We start from the raw sequence: 19,946 nt of genomic DNA on the forward strand, positions 1-19,946 counted from the left end.
TCGCTTTTATCAACAAGGTATGCGGGCTGCAACCCTTATTCGGTCTATCTCCTAGACCTCTTTGTCACCCCCTCAGGGGGTCTACCAGTTGATTGTCGTATTTTTAATAGTGATGGCAGACAGCCATCATTATTAAGTGCTACAGTGCCCTGTTTCGGCCGATGTTTCACGCTTTGACAGGTGCAGACGAGAAAACTTTTGTCAAGTTAATCGTTGAGACTAATACCGATCGAGTTTTGGGCGTGCACATGATTGGGAAAGACGCGGGCGAGATTATTCAAGGAATGGCGATCGCGGTTAATATGGGAGCTAGCCCGAAAGACTTCGACGCGACTATTGGCATTCACCCATCGACTGCTGAAGAGTTTGTGACTCTGCGGTAAAGCGGGCGAAGCAGCCAGGGGTTTAAACCCCTGCCTAACAGTCTAAAGTCGGTTAAAATTCAGATATTGCACCATTTTCCAGAACAGGCAGGATGCCTGTTCCACAGAAAAATTAAATTTTATTGTGGGGTGGGCATTCTGCCCGCCCGTAAAGGGATTAATGAGTAATTCAACCAAACAAAACAAAATTTTAGCATTCTATCTCGGCCAGCAGCCTGACTCACAAGGTCGGGCGATCGAGGATATTTGGTCCTGGGATTACCAGAAGCTGGAATCCGTACACAATTACATTCAATGGCTGTTTCCGCTGAGAGAAAAGAGCAGCTTTAATTCCAGTGCTCCTACTTTAAATGATGAGGTAATTCAAGCTTTTAGAACAAGTGCAGAGTTGAGAAATCGCTTAGTCCATTCGTTCAAAGTCATGCTGGCGTTTTACGGGTTGGAATGCCGCGAAGGGGAAAACGCAGAAATTGTAATTGCAAAATCCGAGGAATATTTGTCAAGAAAAAGAGAGTGGATTGAACAATTTAATCACAACTACCTGCGGCTGACTAGGATTCTTACAAGTTTGACAAATTTGGGATTGAAGAATTATGCCTTGGCTCTTTTCAGATGTTTGGATGAGATATATAATGAAAATAAAGAAAGTATTGGTTTAAAAACTTATACATATTGGAAAAATGCTGTAAAGAGTTAAATCGAGCGAAGCCAATCAGCGGGACAGTAACCGAACGCTACGAACACAATAAATAATGGATAAAGCAATTACAGAAAATCACGATCAGTCGGGCAGAGAAATTTATCACAGGATTTCCAACAACATTCAAAAAGTCGTAAAAGGGCAATCAGCAGCAATCAGGAAATTGCTGTCAGCCTTTGTGAGTGGCGGGCACGTCCTCCTAGAAGATTATCCCGGTACAGGTAAAACTACCCTAGCTAAAGCCCTAGCCTTATCTGTCGATGTCACCTTTAAACGCATTCAATTTACACCTGACCTTTTGCCATCCGATATCTTGGGCATATCCATGCTCGACCCCAATCAACGCACGTTCCATTTCCACGAAGGTCCAATTTTTGCTAATATTATCTTGGCTGACGAAATCAATCGGTCATCACCGCGAACCCAATCCGCCCTCCTAGAAGCAATGGCAGAATTTCAAGTCAGCATTGACGGAAATTTGCGCAAACTTAAAGACCCATTTTTTGTCATTGCTACTCAAAATCCAGTAGAATCTCGGGGCACTTATCCACTTCCTGAAGCCCAAATGGATCGCTTTGCAGTTCAATTTAGTCTAGGATACATTTCACCAGAAGAAGAAGTTAACCTGCTGGGAGACCAAATTCATCAACATCCTATTGATACACTTCAAACCTGCGTTAATTTAGAGGATTTAATTAGCTTAAAACAGCAGGTAAAGCAAGTTAGAATTAGTGAAGAATTGAAACGTTACCTCGTAGATATCGTGAATGCAACTCGCTGGGCCGAAGGCGTACAACTAGGGGCGAGTCCCAGAGCTTCCATAGCTTTAATGAAAGTTGCTCAAGCATTAGCTTTGTTCGATGGCTATGAGTTTGTTACGCCAGAACATATTCAAGAACAGGCGGTATCAGTCATCGCTCACCGCCTAGTAATGGAACCTCAAGCGCGTTTTTCTGGTAGAATGGCCCCAGGTGTTGTTGAAGAAATTATCAAATCTATTCCTGTACCCGCCTAAAAAATGAAACGTTTTTTCTACGCTATTTTTCGCTTCTGTGGGCGTGTAAATCGCTCGCGAAAGAAGCGATTGACCAACAATGGGTTAGCAGTGCTTAGCTGCACGCTTTTAGCAGGAATTTTAGGATTAGATACTAATCAGACTGTGACTTATCAAATTTTTACTTTCCTGTTGTCAATTATAGGAATAGCCATAATTTTTAGTAATTTTTTTCGCTTCCGCTTCAATGCAGTACGGTTATTGCCAAAGTTTGCAACTGTTGGAGTCACTTTAAAATACCGTATTCTCATTGAGAACAAAACTAGCCAGAGTCAAAATAACCTGCAATTGTGGGAAAATTTTGCCGACCCATACCCAAGCTTTCAAGAATTTATAGAAACACCTGAACCCGGTGAAGAAAAGCGCACTTCATGGGATAAATACTTCGGCTATTATCGTTGGCTGTGGCTGATTTATAGAAAACAATGCGCCACAGCTAAGGTAATAGAATTACCTGTTCTTCCACCCAATAGCAAAACAGAAGTGGTAGGTGAAATTACGCCGTCCTGCAGAGGTGTTATCCGCCTCAGTGGTCTCACAGTTACTAGGTCAGATCCTTTTGGGATTTGGAATGCTTGTAAAACAATTTTCTTGCCCCAATCTATGTTAATTTTACCCAAACTATATCATTTACCACCAATTCAGCTCCCTGGCTCAAGAAGATATCAATCAGGTGGCGTAACATTAGCTTCATCCGTTGGAGATTCGGAGGAATTTAGGTCTCTGCGGGATTATCGACAGGGAGATTCGCTACGCAAAATTCACTGGAAAAGTTGGGCAAAAGCAGGTAAGCCAATTGTCAAAGAAGAACAGGATGAATTTTTTGTGAGGCACGCCCTAATTTTGGATACATTTCAAAATGTAAAATATAGTGAAATTTTAGAAGAGGCAATCTCAATTGCTGCTTCATTATCCTATGAAGTTCAGACTCAAGAATCCTTATTGGATTTGATGTTTGTCGTTCAAGAAGCTTATTGTTTTACCTTTGGCAGAGGACTGAAATCTACTGACAAAATGCTAGAAATTCTCGCCTCTGTCGGTGCCTGTCAGGATAAAGATTTTGACTCGCTCACCTCAGTTGTGATGGAGAAAATCTCTATGCTAAGCGGTTGTATTTGTATATTTTTGTGTTGGGACGAACCTAGAAAAAGATTAGTAAATTATCTGAGAAGTCGCGGTATCCATACCTTAGTTTTAATTTTAACAGAGCGAGAAGCTCAATTAGATAGCTTCAATTTAGAGTTGATTAAAGATGACTTAACAAGCTGCCATATTTTAAAGCTAGGTCAAATACAAGAGGAGTTAATGAAACTATGAAAATGCCAGTGTTTCTTTTGGGTGTTAGTGTAATTTTTTGGGGCTGGCAGACGGGACTATGGTTTTTTGCGTTGCCAATTGCTCTGATTTTAGAGGCAGCTAACTGGTTGCCTTATCGGTGGGATTTTTCAGCTAGTGATTTTAGGCGCATTGCTAATTTATGCCTGATTTTTTTGTGCTGTTTGCTGGTTTATCTCCTGGTCGCCAACCGCTCTATTTACTTGATATATAATTTGTTGCAGTGGCTTCCTGGTGTATTTTTTCCACTGGTAGCTGCTCAGGTATATTCTGTCAAGGAAAGTCTGGATATACGCCTAATGTTTTTGTGGCTAAACAAGGGTACACAAAAAGCACTACTTAACCCCTTGATGGTGAATCTAAATCATCCCTATTTTATCTGTTGTCTGCTATCCGCTAGTGCGACGAATAGTAGAGAGATATCTTTTTATGCTGGGATATTTGGATTAACCGCTATTGCTTTGTGGTCGGTAAGAACGAAAAATTTTTCATCTATTCTCTGGCTTAGTCTGATGTTAATTGCTGGCAGTATAGGATTTATAGGGCAGATGGGCTTGCACCAACTTCACCTAGCAGTAGAACAGCAAGCAATCTCATGGATTAGTAATGGGAATTCTCAAGAGACAGATTTTTTGAAAAAACAAACGAACATCGGGTCAGTAGGATTATTAAAACAGTCAAATGAAATTATTTTTAGAGTTGCTCCTGAAGCTAAACAGACTCCTCCCCGACTGCTAAGAGAAGCCACTTATAATCGGTACAACTCTTCACTTTGGCTGGCGTTAAATCCTAACTTTGTTCCCGTACAACCAAAGATTAATGGCACAACTTGGGATTTAGGCGACCAACTACCAAATCCATCAACGATTACTATTTCGGCTACACTCCAAGGCAACCAAGGTTTATTAAAGCTGCCAGATGGAACTTTTAAAATTGACGAATTGCCTGTCAGTCAGATGGAAAAGAATAAATATGGCACAATAAAAGTGGTGGGCAAAGTTGATATGCTGGCTTATCGAAGCTACTTTAATAATAATTTTTCTGTAGATAGCCCGCCTACAGAAGACGACCTGCAAATACCAAAATCAGAAATAGCTGCACTGAATAAAATCCTCAGTCAAATGGATACTCAAGGAAAGTCGCCACCAGAAATATTAGATAAAATAGAGTGGTTTTTTGTAAAAAATTTCGTTTATTCACTGAAGCTTAGGGGCAAAGATAATGATGCTACGCCTCTATCAACATTTTTACTGAACACTCGCTCTGGACATTGTGAATATTTTGCTACTGCTGCGACACTTCTCCTGAGAAAACTCGGTATTCCAGCCCGTTATGCTGTGGGATATTCTGTTCACGAATTTAGTTCTTTGGAGAACCAATATATTGTAAGAAGCCGCCATGCTCATGCTTGGACTTTGGCTTATATCGCGGGAAAATGGCAAGCTTTCGATCCTACGCCTTCTGATTGGGAAAGCATGGAGGATGCTGCTGCCTCTGGGGAATTTTTCTCGGATTTATGGTCGCTATTGAGTTACAAAATTTTGCTGGGGTTGCGATATTTATCAGGTAGCTATGGATTGAAGTATGGGGGAGTCATTTTGCTGGTATTAATATTTTTTTGGAGGTGTAATGCTAATTTTAAGAAAACTGTACGCCTTTTATCTAAGAAACAAAGATGGCTAAAAGCTATTTATAACAAGGATTCGTTGAGTCCGAAATCGGAATTTTATTTAATCGAACAGGCGTTAAATGACTCGGGATTGATTCGCCCTCCTTCCGAGTCTTTTAAAAATTGGATCGAGAGGTTAAAAAAAGAAAAACCGGAATTATCTTGTCTCGAAGAGTTAGCTTTGTTGATTGAGATTCATTATTGCGACCGCTTCGATCCAAAAGGAATTCAAGACGCACAAAAAGCTGAATTTAAATTGGCAATTCAAGCCTGGATCGAGCAATATCGCAGGCAGGCGATCGCCTCAAACTCTCAGGTTAATAAAAGCGGTAAGTCTACTATAGTTTTTCTCAGGTAGATGATGTACAGATTTAGATTTTAAATTTGGGTATTTAGGAGGTTTTAATTCATTCGTTAATTGCCCAATTATTCAATTATTCAATATAAATTTGTACCTCCCTTAATTGAGAACCGCTATATATACCTTTTCTAAATCACTTGTACAATACCGTCGGTTATTAGACAAGTCACAATTGCTTTATGCCTACTTAAGAGAACAGCCTTATCAGGGTACTTATACAATTAATCTACCCTCCTACCAAGGCATTGGTTGAACAGCAAGAGTGGAAACTAGCTCATAATCCACTTGTGTGTACGCGGTAGCCTTAAAAAGGGGGACGAAAGAGAAGATTCTGGTCCCCCCGCAACGATTCGGGGAGCGCCCGGGGATCGGGTCTTAATCGCTAGACAGAAGACTCGCACTAAATTTGAGGTTAAGTTGACACCAACGGGCATTGTCCTGTTCTTACTCGCTGAGCAAATTTTTACGGGTTTTACTTGTTACTAGGCGCTTAGCGAAAGTAACGCTTCTGGGGCGAGTCAGAGGGTCTATTTTCTCAACCAAGGCTCGGACTCTGGATCTGGGCTCCCAGACTTTACACCTCGGAACTTGTTAATTACAGGAAAAATCAGGACACGGCAGTGCCGTTTCCCTACCTGCGGCCTCGTCGAAAAAAAATTTTAAATCCTTTGAACCTTTTTTGCGATCGTCCTGTCTAAACCCTTCAGATAACGAACTGGTGAGGGAGACTTCACAGGTGTTAGCTGTGTCAGCCAATGTTTTAACCGATAACTGTTCCGACTCGGACTTAGTTGCTCAATGTCTAAAGGGCGATCGCACTTGCTTTCGCTACCTTTACAAACGCTACCAACACAAAGTCAGGTCAACCCTTTACCAACTCTGCGGTCCCTCGCTTCTTGACGATTTAGCGCAAGAAGTATTCCTGCGAGTCTGGAAAGGATTGCCCAAACTCAAGCACCAGGAAAACTTTTCTACTTGGCTTTATCGAATCACTTGGAATGTGGCTTCCGATCAAAGACAAGCATTTGCTAAACAGCATTCTTTTGACTCCCAACTCAAAAATCAAGAAGTAATGGCTCGGGTTATTCTCAAAGATAACACATCGGACTTGATGCAGTTGCACTATCAAGACTTAGTGCAGCGGGGACTGGAGCAATTGAGCTTTGAACACCGCAGCGTTTTGGTGCTGCACGACTTAGAAGACATCCCGCAAAAAGAAGTAGCCCAAATTTTGGGACTGCCGGCAGGGACTGTCAAATCTCGCGTGTTTTATGCCCGAAATTCTCTGCGACAATTTTTGCAAAAACAAGGGGTGGAGGAGCTGTGAAGGACAGAATTAGCGACAAAAAGTTAGTCAATTTATTGAAGCAATATCGCCCCAACGTTCCCGAAGCTGCGCCAGATTTTGAGCAAAAACTTTTAGCAGCAATAGACAGAAATGATGCGACTGCAAGAGAGTTCAATTATCTAAGAGATCCGCAATTTACCAGGTCTAGTAAAAGGTCAGGAATTGTCGGTTTTCCCAAGTGGGCTTTTCCTTCTGCGATCGCTGCTGGGCTGCTAGTTTTTTTGTCGGGGTATCCTGGGCTAGTTCCCGGACAATTTCACGCGGATGAGGCGGCGCGCCTAGAAGCCTTTCTCGTCAATAATTGGGAGGGTGTATTGAACGATTCTCCTGGGGAAAATTCCCTCGATCGCCCGCAAACAGACTGGTTGACTTTCAGCTATGCTGGTGACACCGAACCGGCAACAAATAACTAATCTTTAAGAGGTAATTTTCATGTCTATTCGCCGCCTTTGGGCCGTAGCTTTTTTAATGTTGACCCTCGGCAGTGCAACCGCAGCAACAGCCGTTTCCAACCCCGTCGAACCGCAGACAATTGCCCAAAACCAGCGTCCCAATCGACCAGGTGGCAAGCAAGGTGGGATGTTCGATCAACTCAATTTAAGCGCCGACCAAAAGCAGAAAATGCAGGCAATTAGCGCTCGGTACAAAGACCAAATTTCCCAGCGGATGCAAGCAGTCCGCCAAGCCAGACAAGAATTGGCAACGATGATGACCGGCACGGCAACTGCCAGCCAAATGCGTGAAAAACACCGTCAAATAATCGGATTGAGGCAGCAGTTGGAAGAGGCGCAATTTGAAAGTACACTCGCAATGCGAGAAGTGCTGACGCCCGAACAGCGCAGCCAATTAGCTCAAATGATGCAGCAGCGCCGACAAACTGCTAAAAACCGGAGGCAAAACGGTCAAAAAACGCAGTAGTCAAAAACCGCAGTAATTGAGGAGTAGTTTTGAGTGAATCGCAGGGTGCGTAGTGTGCACTCTGCGATTCATTGTAAGCAGGTATAAATCAATAAATGCAGGCAGGGAGAAACGCTGATTTTTTGTAATTTATGCAAGGGCTTTCTATCTGCGGAAAATCCGTCTAAAAGCGCACCAAGTTCAAGTCTCTTCGATAGCTTTATCTCTTGACAAAATCAGTATATATTTTCATCTACTTAGCGGCTTTAATTTTTTATTTAATAACTCATATTAAGTTAAAATAATGAGTTGGGAAGTATCATAAAATTTTTTGGATGAATTTACAGAACGATTCGAGTTACATTTATTTACACGGATTTGCTTCAAGTCCAGATTCAGCTAAGGCTAAATATTTCCGAGAGCGATTTTCTTACCTAGGAATTGACCTAAAAACTCCCGACCTCAATCAAAACGATTTTTCCGCTCTCACTCTCACCCGCCAATTAAACCAAATAGAAACAGAATTTTTGCCAACCCAATCCTCCCAATCTCCCACAGAAAATGTAAAAAATCTAGGGGGAGTCACCATAATAGGGTCTAGTTTTGGGGGACTGACAGCCGCTTGGTTGGCCCAGCGACAATTGTCAGTAAAACAAATAGTTTTGTTAGCACCGGCTTTTCAATTTATCTCCCACTGGCTGCCACTGTTGGGACAGGAACAGTTAGAAAAGTGGCAGTCTGAGAAATATCTGCCCGTTTACCACTACGGCGCACAGCGTTATCTGCCGCTGCATTATCAGTTTGTGGCAGATATGGCTCAATACCCTGAAGAAAAATTAATGCGGTCAGTGCCTACGTTAATTCTTCACGGGAAGCATGATACAATAATACCGATTCAAGCTAGCAGAAATTTTGCCGCTAACCGTCCCTGGGTGCAATTAATCGAATTAGAAGACGATCATTCTTTGGGAAATGTCCTAGCGGAAATTTGGGAAGCGATTCCAAAGTTTTGCCAATTCAAAAATTAAAATTTGACCAACTTGCAAGTCTTAACACTCAAATGACTGAACAAGATCGATCGACTCGCACCTTAGCCGTTGACATTGGCGGAAGCGGCATCAAAGTTATGGTTTTGGACGATGAAGGCAAACCCCAAACCGAACGCAGCCGTTTAGAAACGCCTCAACCGCCGAAACCTGAACCCGTACTAGAGGCGATCGCCTCTTTAGCCAGCGGACAAGGGGAATTTGACCGAGTATCCGTCGGTTTTCCCGGCGTCGTCAGTGGCGGCTTCATCAAAACAGCAGCAAATTTAGATCCGTCTTGGATAGATTTTGACCTACAAACTACCCTCAAAGATCGCTTGGGAAAACCTGTGCGAGTGGCTAACGATGCCGATATTCAAGGCTTGGGAGCAATTGCTGGGACGGGAGTAGAATTAGTAATTACCCTTGGCACCGGTTTCGGTTCTGCCTTATTTGTCGATGGTATCTTGGTGCCAAATCTAGAATTAGGACATCACTCGTTTCGCAAAGGGGAAACTTACGAACAGCAATTAGGGCGATCGGCATTAGATACAGTCGGTTCCAAAAGATGGAATCGCCGTCTCGAAAAAGCGCTCACCTCTCTGCAAAATCTCTTTAACTGCGATCGCATTTACATCGGCGGCGGCAATACTAAAAAGATTGTTTTTGATTTACCACCGCACGTAAAAATAGTACCCAATGTGAGCGGTTTGTTGGGCGGAATTGCTTTGTGGCGCGATTGAATGAACTTTGTGGCAAAAATGCCCATCACTATCAAAGAAACCGGGTTTTTTGCCAGAACAAAACGCCATAATCCAGTATTTTCGTAAAAAACCCGGTTTCTGAATCGAGGACAGTTGATTTGGTTTTTTGGCTTGTGCGATCGCGGTTTAAAAATTTATTCGCCCATCGGATCGCGGTAGCGTTTGGGTTCATCCTTGCGAAACAGATTCGCCAAACCGAGGATACCCAGCAAACCCAAAGCACCCCAATGCTGGTTGTCGCCCTTGCTTTCTTGAAAGGGAGTTCTGTCTAGAACAACTCCATTAGAACCAGTATTGTTCTGTGCCGGATCGGAGTTAGTTTGAGCCTCAGCAGGCATAGCTGAAGGGAGAACAGCCAAACTCAAAGCTATGAGGGTAGCGGCGGTAGTTTTAGATATATTTGAAGGCTTGACTTTCATACTCGGTTTCCAAATATCAGCAGTTACTATTTCAAAATAATCAATTTGCTGCGCCCCCGGCATCAATCGAGCGACAGAAACTCACTTCCCTCTCTCCTCTTGCTTTCGAGATAGAAAAGGCTATATCCTAAGTTGAGACGCCTTTGATACAGCATTCGTAAGTCGGCATTCGGCAAAAATTTCAGCAGCGAGGTAAAAAATGAAAATTTTTGCATTCGTAATTTTTCTTGATTTGTGCCTTCTGCCTTGCTTTGTAAGGTGACAATCTAAATCAAAAGTTTAAAATCATACCATGCTTCCCTTTATCCGAAAAGACTTAGCCGAACTTACCGCATACACTCCCCATCCCGGGGGCGCGTCAGGAGAATCAGCGCACTCGGAAAGTGTACTCGATCGCCTCGATACCAATGAATGCCCCTACGACTTGCCAGAAGAATTAAAAAAAAAGCTAGCTTGGACTTACCAGCAGTTAATTGAGACAAATCGTTATCCCGACGGAGGCCACGCAGCGCTCAAAGAGGCGATCGCCCAATACGTCAATGAATCGATCGCAATCACCGCCCTAGGTGGGGTGGCACTGCCCAAAACCGCCATTACAGCCGACAATATTTCTGTGGGCAACGGTTCCGACGAACTAATTCGATCGCTCTTAATAGCTACTTGCTTGGGCGGTACCGGCTCTATTTTCGTTGCGAATCCCACCTTTTCGATGTATGGAATAATCGCCCAAACCCTCGGCATTCCCGTTGTGAGCGCTCAGCGAAAAGAGGAGAATTTTGAAATCGATATCGAGGCTGCTAAAAGGGCGATCGCCCACAATCAAAATCCCCCCGTGCGCGCCGTCTTTGTGGTTCATCCCAATTCCCCCACAGCCAATGCTTTGACACCAGATGAAATAGAATGGCTGGAAAATTTGCCGTCACAAATATTAGTAGTAATTGACGAAGCTTATTTTGAATTCAGCCAAAATACTTTAGCCGACAAATTGCACCATCACCCGAATTGGATAATCTTGCGGACATTCTCCAAAGCATTTCGACTAGCATCAATGAGAGTCGGATATGCGATCGCCCATCCCGAACTCGCAGCCGCCTTAGAAAAAATCCGCCTCCCCTACAACCTCCCCAGTTTTTGCCAAATTGCAGCAGAATTGGCCCTAGCGCAACGGCAATTATTGCTGGCAGTAATTCCCGAAATTATCTCAGAAAGAGCCAAATTAATAGCAGCGCTAACTCAGTATCAAAAATTGCAAGTTTGGCCGAGTGCGGCTAACTTCGTTTACCTGCGGGTGAAAGCTGGTGAGGGCGAATCCCCCCAACAGGAACACCAACAAATCATGCAGCACCTAAAAGAGCGAGGTACTTTAATTCGGCATACTGGGGGAGGTTTGCGAATTACGGTGGGTAGCCCGGAGGAAAATCAGCGAACAGTCGATCGAATCGCAGCGATTTTCGATTAAAATTAATATCCACCGTTGCTCAATACAATGCTAATAATCAACTCTGTAGAACTCTTCAGCGGATCTGCAGGCTTAGCAATAGGCGTATCAAAAGCCGGCTTTTGTCATAAAGCAGTTATCGAGCTGGACAAAAACGCCTGCGAGACAATTCGCGAAAATCAGCGGCGCGGTGTAAAAGCGATCGCAAACTAATCTGTTTTTGAGACAGATATCGCTAAATTCGATTTTACATCGCTAGAACTCAAAAAGGGAGTAGACCTCCTCACTGGAGGGCCCCCGTGTCAGCCTTTTTCTGTTGGAGGAAAACACTGCGGAAGTGAGGACGCTCGAAATCCAGCGAATTCCAGGTTTATGAAGTACAGTATCAGCAGCTTGTAAACCAGTTTTTGAAGTGCTTAGTATTGACTCGTTCAAGGGCCTACGCCAAGTAAAACGTCAACCCGGAGTGGTAGTAGTTGGCGACAACTGACTTAAAAAAGCTTTCAGTTGTGACCACCATAATTCTATCGGATTAAAGTCCGGAGAATAGGGTAATAAATTGAGGAGACTGGCGCCGTTTCCGTTTGAATCAAAGGTTCAATCGCCGCCAGCTTGCGGGCCGGGAGATTATCAATTGGCTTCGACTGCACCTTTTCAGAGATTTGGCACTAAAAAGTGTTGAATGAAAACTGCAAAAGCCTTACCATCCATCGACCCCTGCAAGTGTGATTAATCCTACAAGTTTTTTCAAGCTGATTGCTCCGATAACTGTGAGTTTTGTACCCCAATAAAATGGTTTTAAATCGTTAAGTATACTACCACATATTGAACGTGCATGGGTGAGGGTTCACCCAATAAAAAGCCCATTTTATCAAAAAAAACGAGGTTTTCAGGGTCAATATTTTTCACTTTCTCCCAATATTCACACATATAAATTTGCACTCTTTCCCTCGGCAGACTGGCTACTGCGTATATTTTTTCTCCTCATAACTTATTTGTGTAGTTCACGACACATCAGCCGAGGGCTGATAGCTTCCTGGTAGTTCATAAGCCAATATTCACAATATTATGACTGCTATCCAAATATTTTTCTCCATCGGAGTTAATTTATTCCGGCGCGAGCGTAACACACTTAGAAGACCTCCAAGAAAGTTTTTTAGGTTGAACATGACCAGTCGTTTGTTTTTGTTTTAAGATTTTTTTAACAAACCCTTTACTCACATCAAATCTGGCTGCTACTCTCAGAATAGATGTATCACCTTGTTCATAAAATTTAACTATTTTCTCACTGGTCTCGCTCGCATAAGGTTTCATTTTTTGCGCTTATATACTAAATACAGTGTATTATATAGACATGGAATCTGCTGTATATGACGACAACTGAGGCCGCGACCAACAAGAGGTTACCCAAATGCTTGATGGGATGTTTTAAGCGATCGGGGCGGTGCTGGGGCGATCGGTCTGGGACTTGGCCGATGGAGTTTCCCTGTTTAACGCGGAGAAAGTACCCGCGCCTAATACTCCGGTTTACCACGGCATTTAATACACTTTTTACACTGTCGTAAAGCTGATACAACAGTCTATAAAGTACATTTATCGCAAATAATTGTCTCTGCCAAAGTTCGCTTAAATCCTTGCAGCGTATAGTTTGAGCCGATAGCTTTGCGCTCGATAGGCAGAACATAAGGAAACTTCTGGCTATGTCTTTATCAGGACTTACGCAACTGTCACAATGGTTCAAGAGCACCATGGATCAAAAAATTAGAAGAGCAACATTGAAACATCTGGACGTTTTAGTTGTTAAATCAAATAATTTGAGAGTATTTTGTGTAGAATTTGATATATTGTTTAATCAGTTTTATTGGCTAAACTTTTGAGCCTTACCCACAGGAGTAAAGCACACGCAACATGATTTATTTGAATCCGATCTTTACAACACGCGGCTTGACTCTATGCCTGTTAATTTCTTGAGTTATATATGAAATCCCTCAATTTTCCAACGAATAGCACACACTTTTTGTAGGTCATTCGTGCGCTTATTGAGTCCTGTCGTTAGTCACGACATATTCCGTTTTGTTGCGAGAAACAATTACCCGGCAGAGTTTCACTTTTCTGAATTTGGGGATAGTTTTTATTTTAATAATTTTCCCTGACTTTAGTCCCCAGGCCTGTCCAACTTAAAGGTTCAACAGATAGATAATCTTCTTTACCTTCGGTGTCGTCTAACACTAGATTGTTTTTGAAAAAAAAGTAATATATATTGGCCAGTTTGTCAATAGCTTGCATGATTTTTTGACTGGCATACCAGGTGTCCGTTAAGACTGTATTAAAAGCCCGACCATTAGAAATGACTGCTCCTTGCAGCATTTCTAACAAATAGTCTCTTTTAGTTTTTCCATCTCTATCTGGCTCATAAATTAGGTAATCTATTACCCAACAAAAAGAGTAATTTTTAGGAGTGACATACACACAGTTAACTAATCCTATGCCTAGAATTACTTTATGTTCATTGCCGCTATATGGTCTGCCACTCAATTGAATATCTTCCCTGTATCTTTTATCGGAAACTGTATCATCAAAAATTAAATAACCGTCAATATGAGCTGTAATCAGCGGTTCCACATTCTCCCATAACAACTGAGGGGTTAATTTTTCTTGGATGAGATACCGATTAATCTACACGAATGACTGATTGTTTCTACACGCTCTGCCAAGCGTGTAGTTGATTTGACTACTTAATAAATATTGACAGTAGTTAAGTTGTGTCGCATCTCATAGATAGTGTAATTAAAATATTCTGATTATAGCTGTTGTCAATTGACCGCCTTTCGCCGGATCTGTTATTTGCTCAAAAAGAGTGCAGAAGCGAATTCGATTTATAAAGCCGTTTACGATCGCACTTTTGGGCGCTCGCTCAGACAACGTTTGGCTCGGGTTGTCAACAAGTGGGTGAAGAGGGCGTGTTACTCAGATGGGAACCGGGCGATCAGAGGCCCGTGGCTGGTGGTGAATCAGGCGCTCAAACACCTGAAAATTTGTTGCCGACTCAACTCAATCTGATTTGTTTCCGCACTCGCCAGAGCATAAATCTGGTTGCACGATCGATTGCCAAAAGCCTGGGAGGACGATCGTTATGCCCTGAGCACCAGGCACGCGGGCCCGTGTGGCGATCGTACTCATCACCCTGTGCCAGTTGCGTAAGTCCTGCCTAAATTATATATAGGATAAGGGTTTCATTTTTACTTAAAGTGTGCAATAATACTACCCAATCAATAAGGTAAAAACTCTCATAGGCAAGAAAAACTTCATGCCCTCAATCTACAGGAACCGTAAACCCCATCACCATAGAAGACCTGCCCGATCAGTTGGCTGAATTGTCGGAAGAATTTTGTCCCAAGTGTGTGGTGGTGTCGAGCGGCGGACTCCAGTGGTGAAGGGAAAACCACCAACCATTCCCACGGGGGACATTGATGATGTAGAATAGGTTCCCACTCTCCCTAATCTGAAAATTTTATTAATTGCCAGGTGCTATTATGTACGAACAAATAAAAACTGAAACGGAAGCTTGGTTTAAAGAGTATAATAATATTTTTAGCACTCAAGAAAAATTTCTTTTTACCCTATTAAATAAACTAAAAGACACTGCTGTAGGTAAAGAAAGAGGGTACGCTGATATTAAAAGTATTGAACAATTCCAAGCTCAAACCCCCATTCAGCATTACAGCGATTTAAAACCGTATATTGAGCGGATTGTTGCAGGTGAAACCAATGTACTTTATCCAGAACCACCTACTCATTGGATTCAAACTTCAGGCTCAACTGGTTCACCTAAACTGTTTCCTTACAATACAGAATTTGAAAAAACTTTTTTTACTTCAGGCAAGGCCCCTCTTAATTGTTTTATTTATCGTGTTGGTTCTCCAGCTTTAAAAATATTAAAAGGTGAAAGTTTCTTAATACACGCTAGTGGTAATTGTGGCACGGTGGGAACTGGAGCCACAAAAAAAACTCTAGCATTTGTTACTGGGTGGATAGCCAAACATAGTTTACCAGAAAATCCTTTGGCACCTCCTATAAGCATTCAATTAATAGAAGACTGGGAGGAAAGAATGCTGCAAACAGCAGTTTATTATGTGCAAAGAAACCTCACGCGCCTAATAGGAGTTACAAGTTACGCATTAATGTTTTTACAAGAAATAGAAAATGCTTTTGGTGGCAAACTATTCTCAGTATTGGCAGAAAATAATCCACAACGAGCAGCAGAGTTACAGCGATTCTATCGAGAAGATGGTAAGATAAAAATTTCTAGGATATGGCCTAATTTATTAAGCCTACAACTAGGTGGTGTAGACCCATATAAATATAGAAATTGGATAGATAAAAATTTGCCTAATAGTGTAATTTTTCAGAGTTACGTTGGTTCAGAAGGTGTTTATGGATTTCAGTATGATATAAACAATCCGGCGATGGTTTTAATGCCGAACAATGCTTTCTACGAGTTTCTAGATATTGATGAGTATATCAATTGGAAGTTTGATAATGGAATTATTCCAACCCGATGCACAGTTGCTGACGTCAAACCTGGTAAAGAGTATGTATTTTGCATCTCTAATTATCTTGGTTTTACTACCTATATTCCTGGAGATATTATCAAAGTTGTTTCTACTGAGCCTCTGTTATTTGTATATTCACGGCGTCTGGAAAAAGAGGTTAACATAGCAACGGAAAAAATGAGCGAAACTCACATTAAAGTGGCTCTAAGTGAGGCAACAAAAAAGAATCAGTGTGTGCATCGGGAGTATTTATGCACGGCGGTGACTGAACCGCGTCCACACTACGTTGTTGCCATTGATTTTTCTACTCCTCCACAGGATTTAGATCAATTTGCAACGGAGATAGAGCAATCTATCTTTGAGTCAAATGTGTCGTATGCTGAGGTACGAAACATGAATGTGCTTCAGCCACTACGTGTAATCAGTCTACCAGATGGAGAATTTGACAGATATATTTTGGCAAAAACAAAAGCAGGTGAATGGAATCCAGGGCAGAAAAAGCTTCCCAGTCTAACTGAGAGCCAAGATTTTCTTAATTTTTTTGATTCTACTGTTCACTTTATGCCTCAGGGTAAGAGCAGGATAAGCGCATCTTAACCATATACCTCTGGCAAAAGCCAAGGGCGACTGGAGACAGTTAGAGCAGTTAGAGTGTAGTCACTGTTAAAGATAATTTACTCCCTGCTCGAAGTATTTAGAGTCCCGCCAGATTTACCAGAAAACTTAATCGCTTTCTGTAGAAGGCAAAATTGTTACAAGCTTCAGTAACTCGATCGCCTGACGGACTATTTGAGCGCATATTACGGAGCATATTTGCGGTACTACCAGGGGAACTTCTCCATGTATAACCTAATTAAACAGGGAAACTGGAATAAGTGTTGTATGCCAATCTATGTAGGTAAAGCAGGTCCGGGCGGTCCTCGGACGGGGCGTATAACTATTGGCAACACTCTTTACGGACGCTTGTCAGAGGATAGAAAGTCGATAGAAGCTGTAGACGGGAGCATCCCGCTTTTTAACTAAGCATAACTACTCATTTTAATCTCATTATTTAAATACGCACATCTGAGTCTTAAAATTTGAGGCACGTTTTTTTCTTTCCACTGTGCACCTACAATCTTAATTCTTGCTCCAATCTGTTTAATTAAAGACTCTACAGCTCCCGAACCAATATCAATACCCTGATTTTGATAATTCTGGTAATTGGGGATTCTTGACTGATGTTTTCGGAGATAATTCTGGAAATTTTGACTTTCTTTACTTCTAATACCAATTTCCTAAAGTTCTGCTACAGATATGGCATCTAAAATAAATTCCCATCCTGTTAAAGAACCAATGATTTCATTCGTCAAGTTTTTTAATTCTTTTTGCACAGACTCTCTCAACTCTTGTATGCACTCGCATCTTAACCATTTCAATTGTTCTTTGAGATACCCCCACAATCTTTCTATTGGGTTAACCTCCGGACTGTAGGCGGGTTGAAATAGTAAAATTACATTCTCTGGTATGCTGAGACTTAAAGAGCTATGAAACCCCCCATTATCTACTTGAATTATATGTAAATCAAGAGGGTATTTACTAGCGAATAGCTCTAAAAAATTCTCAAAACATACTGTATCTAAATGGGTAAACTCATACATAAAAAAAGCTTTCTCCCGTTAACGGCTCTACTGCCCCATACAGCCACAAATAAGTAAAGTCCCATTGCACTTTTCCTTGCGGTTTTATTCCTTTGCCAGTTAACTTTCTTCTTTGAATCGTATGCAATCCCAGCCGACTTTCATCACAACTCCAATATCGGACTTTTTTCCATTGTTTAAAAAAACTTTCACTTTGGCTCAGACTGGCTTTGATTAGGGTTGGCAGTTTTTTTTAAACCCTTCTACTGCTCCTCTTTTCTGTTTTTTACTTACGGGACGCGGAACTTTTAATTTACCTCTCAGCCGATATCTTGCCCATTGATGGGCTGTCCGATATGCTATGGGAACGTCGCAACAGCTTGTCAACCATTGGTGTACTTCTTTGTAACTACTGAATCCTTCAGGGTCGCTCAGTTCTTTTTCGAGCTTCTCTATAGTTTGTACTTTCATAATTTTTGGTCTTCCCGAGCGAGGTTTCTGGGACAATAATTCTGTTATCCCTCCCGAGCGATAGCTAGACAACCATCTTTGTATTGTGGTACGATGTTTCCCGGCGCCTCACAGCAGCGGATAATACACTCTCTACCATTTTGGTTTTCAGCCAATAGAGAACTTGCAGTTTTTCTTGGCGCACAGCATCTTTCTCTTGACGCATCAGGTCTTTCAGTTCTGCTGCGGTTTCCTGAATCTCAATTCTAACGACTCCTGACATTTTTCCTCCTGATACTTGGGTACTAACTTACAAAAATCCCACTTACTAAGTGTATCACTATTTTATGAAATTGGTATAAGAGTGAGTAGGCAGCGAGAAGAGTTTGTCAAGAGAGTGGCACTCCGTTACGTCAAATCTAATGATTTGGTCACCTATGAAGACTTAAATGTTCAGGGCATGGTAAAGAACCGAAAACTGTCTAAGTCGATTAGTGATGCTACTTGGTCTAAGTTTCGGACGTGGTTGGATTATTTTGGGAGCGTCTACGGAACAAAAACCGTAGCTGTATCGCCCCACAATACCAGTCAGAATTGCTCGAATTGTGGCAAAAAAGTCAGTAAGTCTCTATCAACTAGAACGCACATTTGTCCGCATTGCGGGTATTCGGCAGCTCGAGACACCAACGCAGCAATTAACATCTTGAAACGCGCCCAAAATACGGCGGGGCACGCCGAAATTAACGCTTGGGGAGAGATACCCTCTAGTTTCTACCAATTTCCTAAAATTCTGCTACAGATATAGCGACCAAAATAAATTCCCATCCCGTCAAAGAAGCAATGACTTCTTTAGTCAAATTTTTTAACTCTTTTTGCACCGCTGCTCTCAACTCTTCTATTCGCTCGAATCTCAACCATTTCAATTGTTCTTTTACATATCCCCACAGTCTTTCTATTGGGTTTACTTCTGGACTGTAGGCGGGTTGAAATAGTAAAATAACATTTTCTGGTATACTGAGATTTAAAGAGTTATGAAACCCGACCTTATCTACTTGAATTAGATGTAAATCTTCCGGATACTCACTAGCAAACAGCTCTAAAATTTTCTCAAAGCACACTGTATCTAAATGAGTAAACTCATAAAAAAAACTGGCTCTTGTTAGTGGCTCTACTGCACCATACAACCACAAATAAGTAAAGTCCCATTGTACTTTGCGTTGCGGTTTTATGCCGTAACCTGTTAGCTTTCTTCTTTGAATTGTATGCAACCCCATCCAACTTTCGTCTTGAGTCCAACACCGCTTTTTTTTCCATTGTTTTAAAAAGCTCTGGCAGGGACTCAGACTGGCTTTAATTAAGATTGGCATTTTTTTTTAAACTCTTCTACTGCTCCCTGTTTCTGCTTTTGACTCACGCCTTCGTGGAACTTTTAATTTGCCTTTAAGGCGATATCTTACCCATTGATGCACTGTCCGATATGCCACAGGAATGTCACAACAGCTTGTCAACCATTGATGTACTTCTTTGTAGCTACTGAATCCTTCTACTTGGTTTAACTCTTCTGACAATTTCTCTACAATTTCGGGATTCATAATTCTGGGGCGACCAGGACGAGGTTTCTGGCATAATAATTCTTCTATTCCCCCTGTTCGGTAGCTAGACAACCATCTTTGTATTGTGGTACGATGCTTACCGGTATCGCACCGCAGCAGACAATACACTATCCACTGTTTTGGTTTTGAGCCAATACAGAATCAGCAGTTTTTCGTGACGCACAGCATCTTTCTCTCGACCCAGGGTAAGAGCATCTCAATCAAGCTTTACAAAAGGAGTTGAGAACAGTCATCATATAATCATTATTCATAGAAGCCTGTTTGATTTTTTGACGAAGACTACGCTGCAATGTTTTCTCCTGATTAAGAGCGTTAAGT

The 19,946-nt window shown here is 41.9% G+C and carries 19 protein-coding genes and 4 pseudogenes; 15 read left to right on the top strand and 8 right to left on the bottom strand.

Going from position 1 to position 19,946, the window contains the following annotated elements:
• Positions 1 to 131: 131 nt before the first annotated feature.
• From QUB56_RS33380 to QUB56_RS33425, 10 genes and pseudogenes are all read left to right on the top strand, one after another.
• Positions 132 to 383, top strand: a pseudogene (locus QUB56_RS33380) (glutathione-disulfide reductase); the annotation flags it as partial.
• Positions 384 to 543: 160 nt separating this feature from the next.
• The gene (locus QUB56_RS33385) at positions 544 to 1,080 is read left to right on the top strand and encodes an opioid growth factor receptor-related protein (RefSeq protein WP_332960647.1); all 537 of its coding nucleotides are present in this window, start codon (positions 544 to 546) and stop codon (positions 1,078 to 1,080) included.
• 55 nt (positions 1,081 to 1,135) lie between these two features.
• Positions 1,136 to 2,098, top strand: a complete 963-nt coding sequence (locus QUB56_RS33390; protein ID WP_332960648.1) for a MoxR family ATPase — start codon at positions 1,136 to 1,138, stop codon at positions 2,096 to 2,098.
• Positions 2,099 to 2,101: 3 nt separating this feature from the next.
• The gene (locus QUB56_RS33395; RefSeq protein ID WP_332960649.1) at positions 2,102 to 3,454 is read left to right on the top strand and encodes a DUF58 domain-containing protein; all 1,353 of its coding nucleotides are present in this window, start codon (positions 2,102 to 2,104) and stop codon (positions 3,452 to 3,454) included.
• Between the two features lie 2 nt (positions 3,455 to 3,456).
• Complete coding sequence (locus tag QUB56_RS33400; RefSeq protein ID WP_332960650.1) at positions 3,457 to 5,499, top strand: transglutaminase domain-containing protein; 2,043 nt, start codon at positions 3,457 to 3,459, stop codon at positions 5,497 to 5,499.
• Between the two features lie 739 nt (positions 5,500 to 6,238).
• Positions 6,239 to 6,829, top strand: a complete 591-nt coding sequence (locus QUB56_RS33405; RefSeq protein ID WP_332960662.1) for a sigma-70 family RNA polymerase sigma factor — start codon at positions 6,239 to 6,241, stop codon at positions 6,827 to 6,829.
• On the top strand, positions 6,826 to 7,263 hold the full coding sequence (locus QUB56_RS33410; RefSeq protein ID WP_332960651.1) for a hypothetical protein: 438 nt from the start codon (positions 6,826 to 6,828) through the stop codon (positions 7,261 to 7,263). Before QUB56_RS33405 ends, QUB56_RS33410 begins: the two co-directional genes overlap by 4 nt.
• A gap of 19 nt (positions 7,264 to 7,282) precedes the next feature.
• On the top strand, positions 7,283 to 7,768 hold the full coding sequence (locus tag QUB56_RS33415) for a Spy/CpxP family protein refolding chaperone (RefSeq protein WP_332960652.1): 486 nt from the start codon (positions 7,283 to 7,285) through the stop codon (positions 7,766 to 7,768).
• A 314-nt stretch (positions 7,769 to 8,082) separates the two neighbouring features.
• Entirely contained in the window at positions 8,083 to 8,775 is a 693-nt protein-coding gene (locus QUB56_RS33420; RefSeq protein ID WP_332960653.1) for a YqiA/YcfP family alpha/beta fold hydrolase, read from the top strand.
• Between the two features lie 32 nt (positions 8,776 to 8,807).
• Positions 8,808 to 9,515: an ROK family protein gene (locus QUB56_RS33425; RefSeq protein WP_332960654.1), complete on the top strand. Its 708-nt coding sequence runs from the start codon at positions 8,808 to 8,810 to the stop codon at positions 9,513 to 9,515.
• 155 nt (positions 9,516 to 9,670) lie between these two features.
• Here the strand turns inward: QUB56_RS33425 and QUB56_RS33430 are convergent, their stop codons facing one another.
• Positions 9,671 to 9,955, bottom strand: a complete 285-nt coding sequence (locus QUB56_RS33430; RefSeq protein ID WP_332960655.1) for a WGxxGxxG family protein — start codon at positions 9,953 to 9,955, stop codon at positions 9,671 to 9,673.
• Positions 9,956 to 10,247: 292 nt separating this feature from the next.
• Here QUB56_RS33430 and QUB56_RS33435 point away from each other — a divergent pair, with 292 nt between their 5' ends.
• A complete protein-coding gene (locus QUB56_RS33435; RefSeq protein ID WP_332960656.1) occupies positions 10,248 to 11,414 on the top strand; it encodes a histidinol-phosphate transaminase in 1,167 nt (388 codons plus the stop codon).
• A 27-nt stretch (positions 11,415 to 11,441) separates the two neighbouring features.
• Positions 11,442 to 11,792, top strand: a pseudogene (locus tag QUB56_RS33440) (DNA cytosine methyltransferase).
• Positions 11,793 to 13,244: 1,452 nt separating this feature from the next.
• On the opposite strand, the pseudogene QUB56_RS33445 reads toward QUB56_RS33440, so the two are convergent.
• Positions 13,245 to 14,120 (bottom strand): annotated as a pseudogene (locus QUB56_RS33445) (IS701 family transposase); the annotation flags it as partial.
• Between the two features lie 806 nt (positions 14,121 to 14,926).
• Between QUB56_RS33445 and QUB56_RS33450 the strand changes: the two are divergent.
• Both QUB56_RS33450 and QUB56_RS37535 read left to right on the top strand, forming a co-directional pair.
• On the top strand, positions 14,927 to 16,543 hold the full coding sequence (locus tag QUB56_RS33450; protein ID WP_332960657.1) for a GH3 family domain-containing protein: 1,617 nt from the start codon (positions 14,927 to 14,929) through the stop codon (positions 16,541 to 16,543).
• A gap of 192 nt (positions 16,544 to 16,735) precedes the next feature.
• A complete protein-coding gene (locus QUB56_RS37535; RefSeq protein ID WP_445243431.1) occupies positions 16,736 to 16,969 on the top strand; it encodes an Eco29kI family restriction endonuclease in 234 nt (77 codons plus the stop codon).
• Here QUB56_RS37535 and QUB56_RS33455 read toward each other — a convergent pair.
• The 4 genes and pseudogenes from QUB56_RS33455 to QUB56_RS33470 all read right to left on the bottom strand — a co-directional run.
• Positions 16,966 to 17,193, bottom strand: a pseudogene (locus QUB56_RS33455) (ISKra4-like element ISMae18 family transposase); the annotation flags it as partial. The gene QUB56_RS37535 and the pseudogene QUB56_RS33455 sit on opposite strands and share 4 nt — an antisense overlap.
• Positions 17,194 to 17,223: 30 nt before the next feature.
• Positions 17,224 to 17,586 carry a transposase gene (locus QUB56_RS33460; RefSeq protein WP_332960658.1) on the bottom strand — a complete coding sequence of 121 codons (363 nt, stop codon included), beginning with the start codon at positions 17,584 to 17,586 and terminating at the stop codon, positions 17,224 to 17,226.
• Between the two features lie 213 nt (positions 17,587 to 17,799).
• Positions 17,800 to 18,108 carry a hypothetical protein gene (locus QUB56_RS33465; RefSeq protein ID WP_332960659.1) on the bottom strand — a complete coding sequence of 103 codons (309 nt, stop codon included), beginning with the start codon at positions 18,106 to 18,108 and terminating at the stop codon, positions 17,800 to 17,802.
• A complete protein-coding gene (locus QUB56_RS33470; protein WP_332960660.1) occupies positions 18,101 to 18,298 on the bottom strand; it encodes a hypothetical protein in 198 nt (65 codons plus the stop codon). The genes QUB56_RS33465 and QUB56_RS33470 overlap by 8 nt, the downstream gene beginning before the upstream one ends.
• 81 nt (positions 18,299 to 18,379) lie before the next feature.
• Between QUB56_RS33470 and QUB56_RS33475 the strand changes: the two genes are divergently transcribed.
• Positions 18,380 to 18,820, top strand: a complete 441-nt coding sequence (locus tag QUB56_RS33475; RefSeq protein ID WP_445243432.1) for an RNA-guided endonuclease InsQ/TnpB family protein — start codon at positions 18,380 to 18,382, stop codon at positions 18,818 to 18,820.
• Here QUB56_RS33475 and QUB56_RS33480 read toward each other — a convergent pair.
• Both QUB56_RS33480 and QUB56_RS37540 read right to left on the bottom strand, forming a co-directional pair.
• Entirely contained in the window at positions 18,798 to 19,382 is a 585-nt protein-coding gene (locus QUB56_RS33480) for an IS630 family transposase (protein ID WP_332960661.1), read from the bottom strand. The two genes, QUB56_RS33475 and QUB56_RS33480, sit on opposite strands and share 23 nt — an antisense overlap.
• A gap of 6 nt (positions 19,383 to 19,388) precedes the next feature.
• Positions 19,389 to 19,736 carry a helix-turn-helix domain-containing protein gene (locus tag QUB56_RS37540; RefSeq protein WP_445243433.1) on the bottom strand — a complete coding sequence of 116 codons (348 nt, stop codon included), beginning with the start codon at positions 19,734 to 19,736 and terminating at the stop codon, positions 19,389 to 19,391.
• Positions 19,737 to 19,946: the final 210 nt, after the last annotated feature.

The organism is Microcoleus sp. AR_TQ3_B6, from assembly GCF_036702785.1.
In the GTDB taxonomy this organism is placed as follows: Bacteria; Cyanobacteriota; Cyanobacteriia; order Cyanobacteriales; family Microcoleaceae; genus Microcoleus.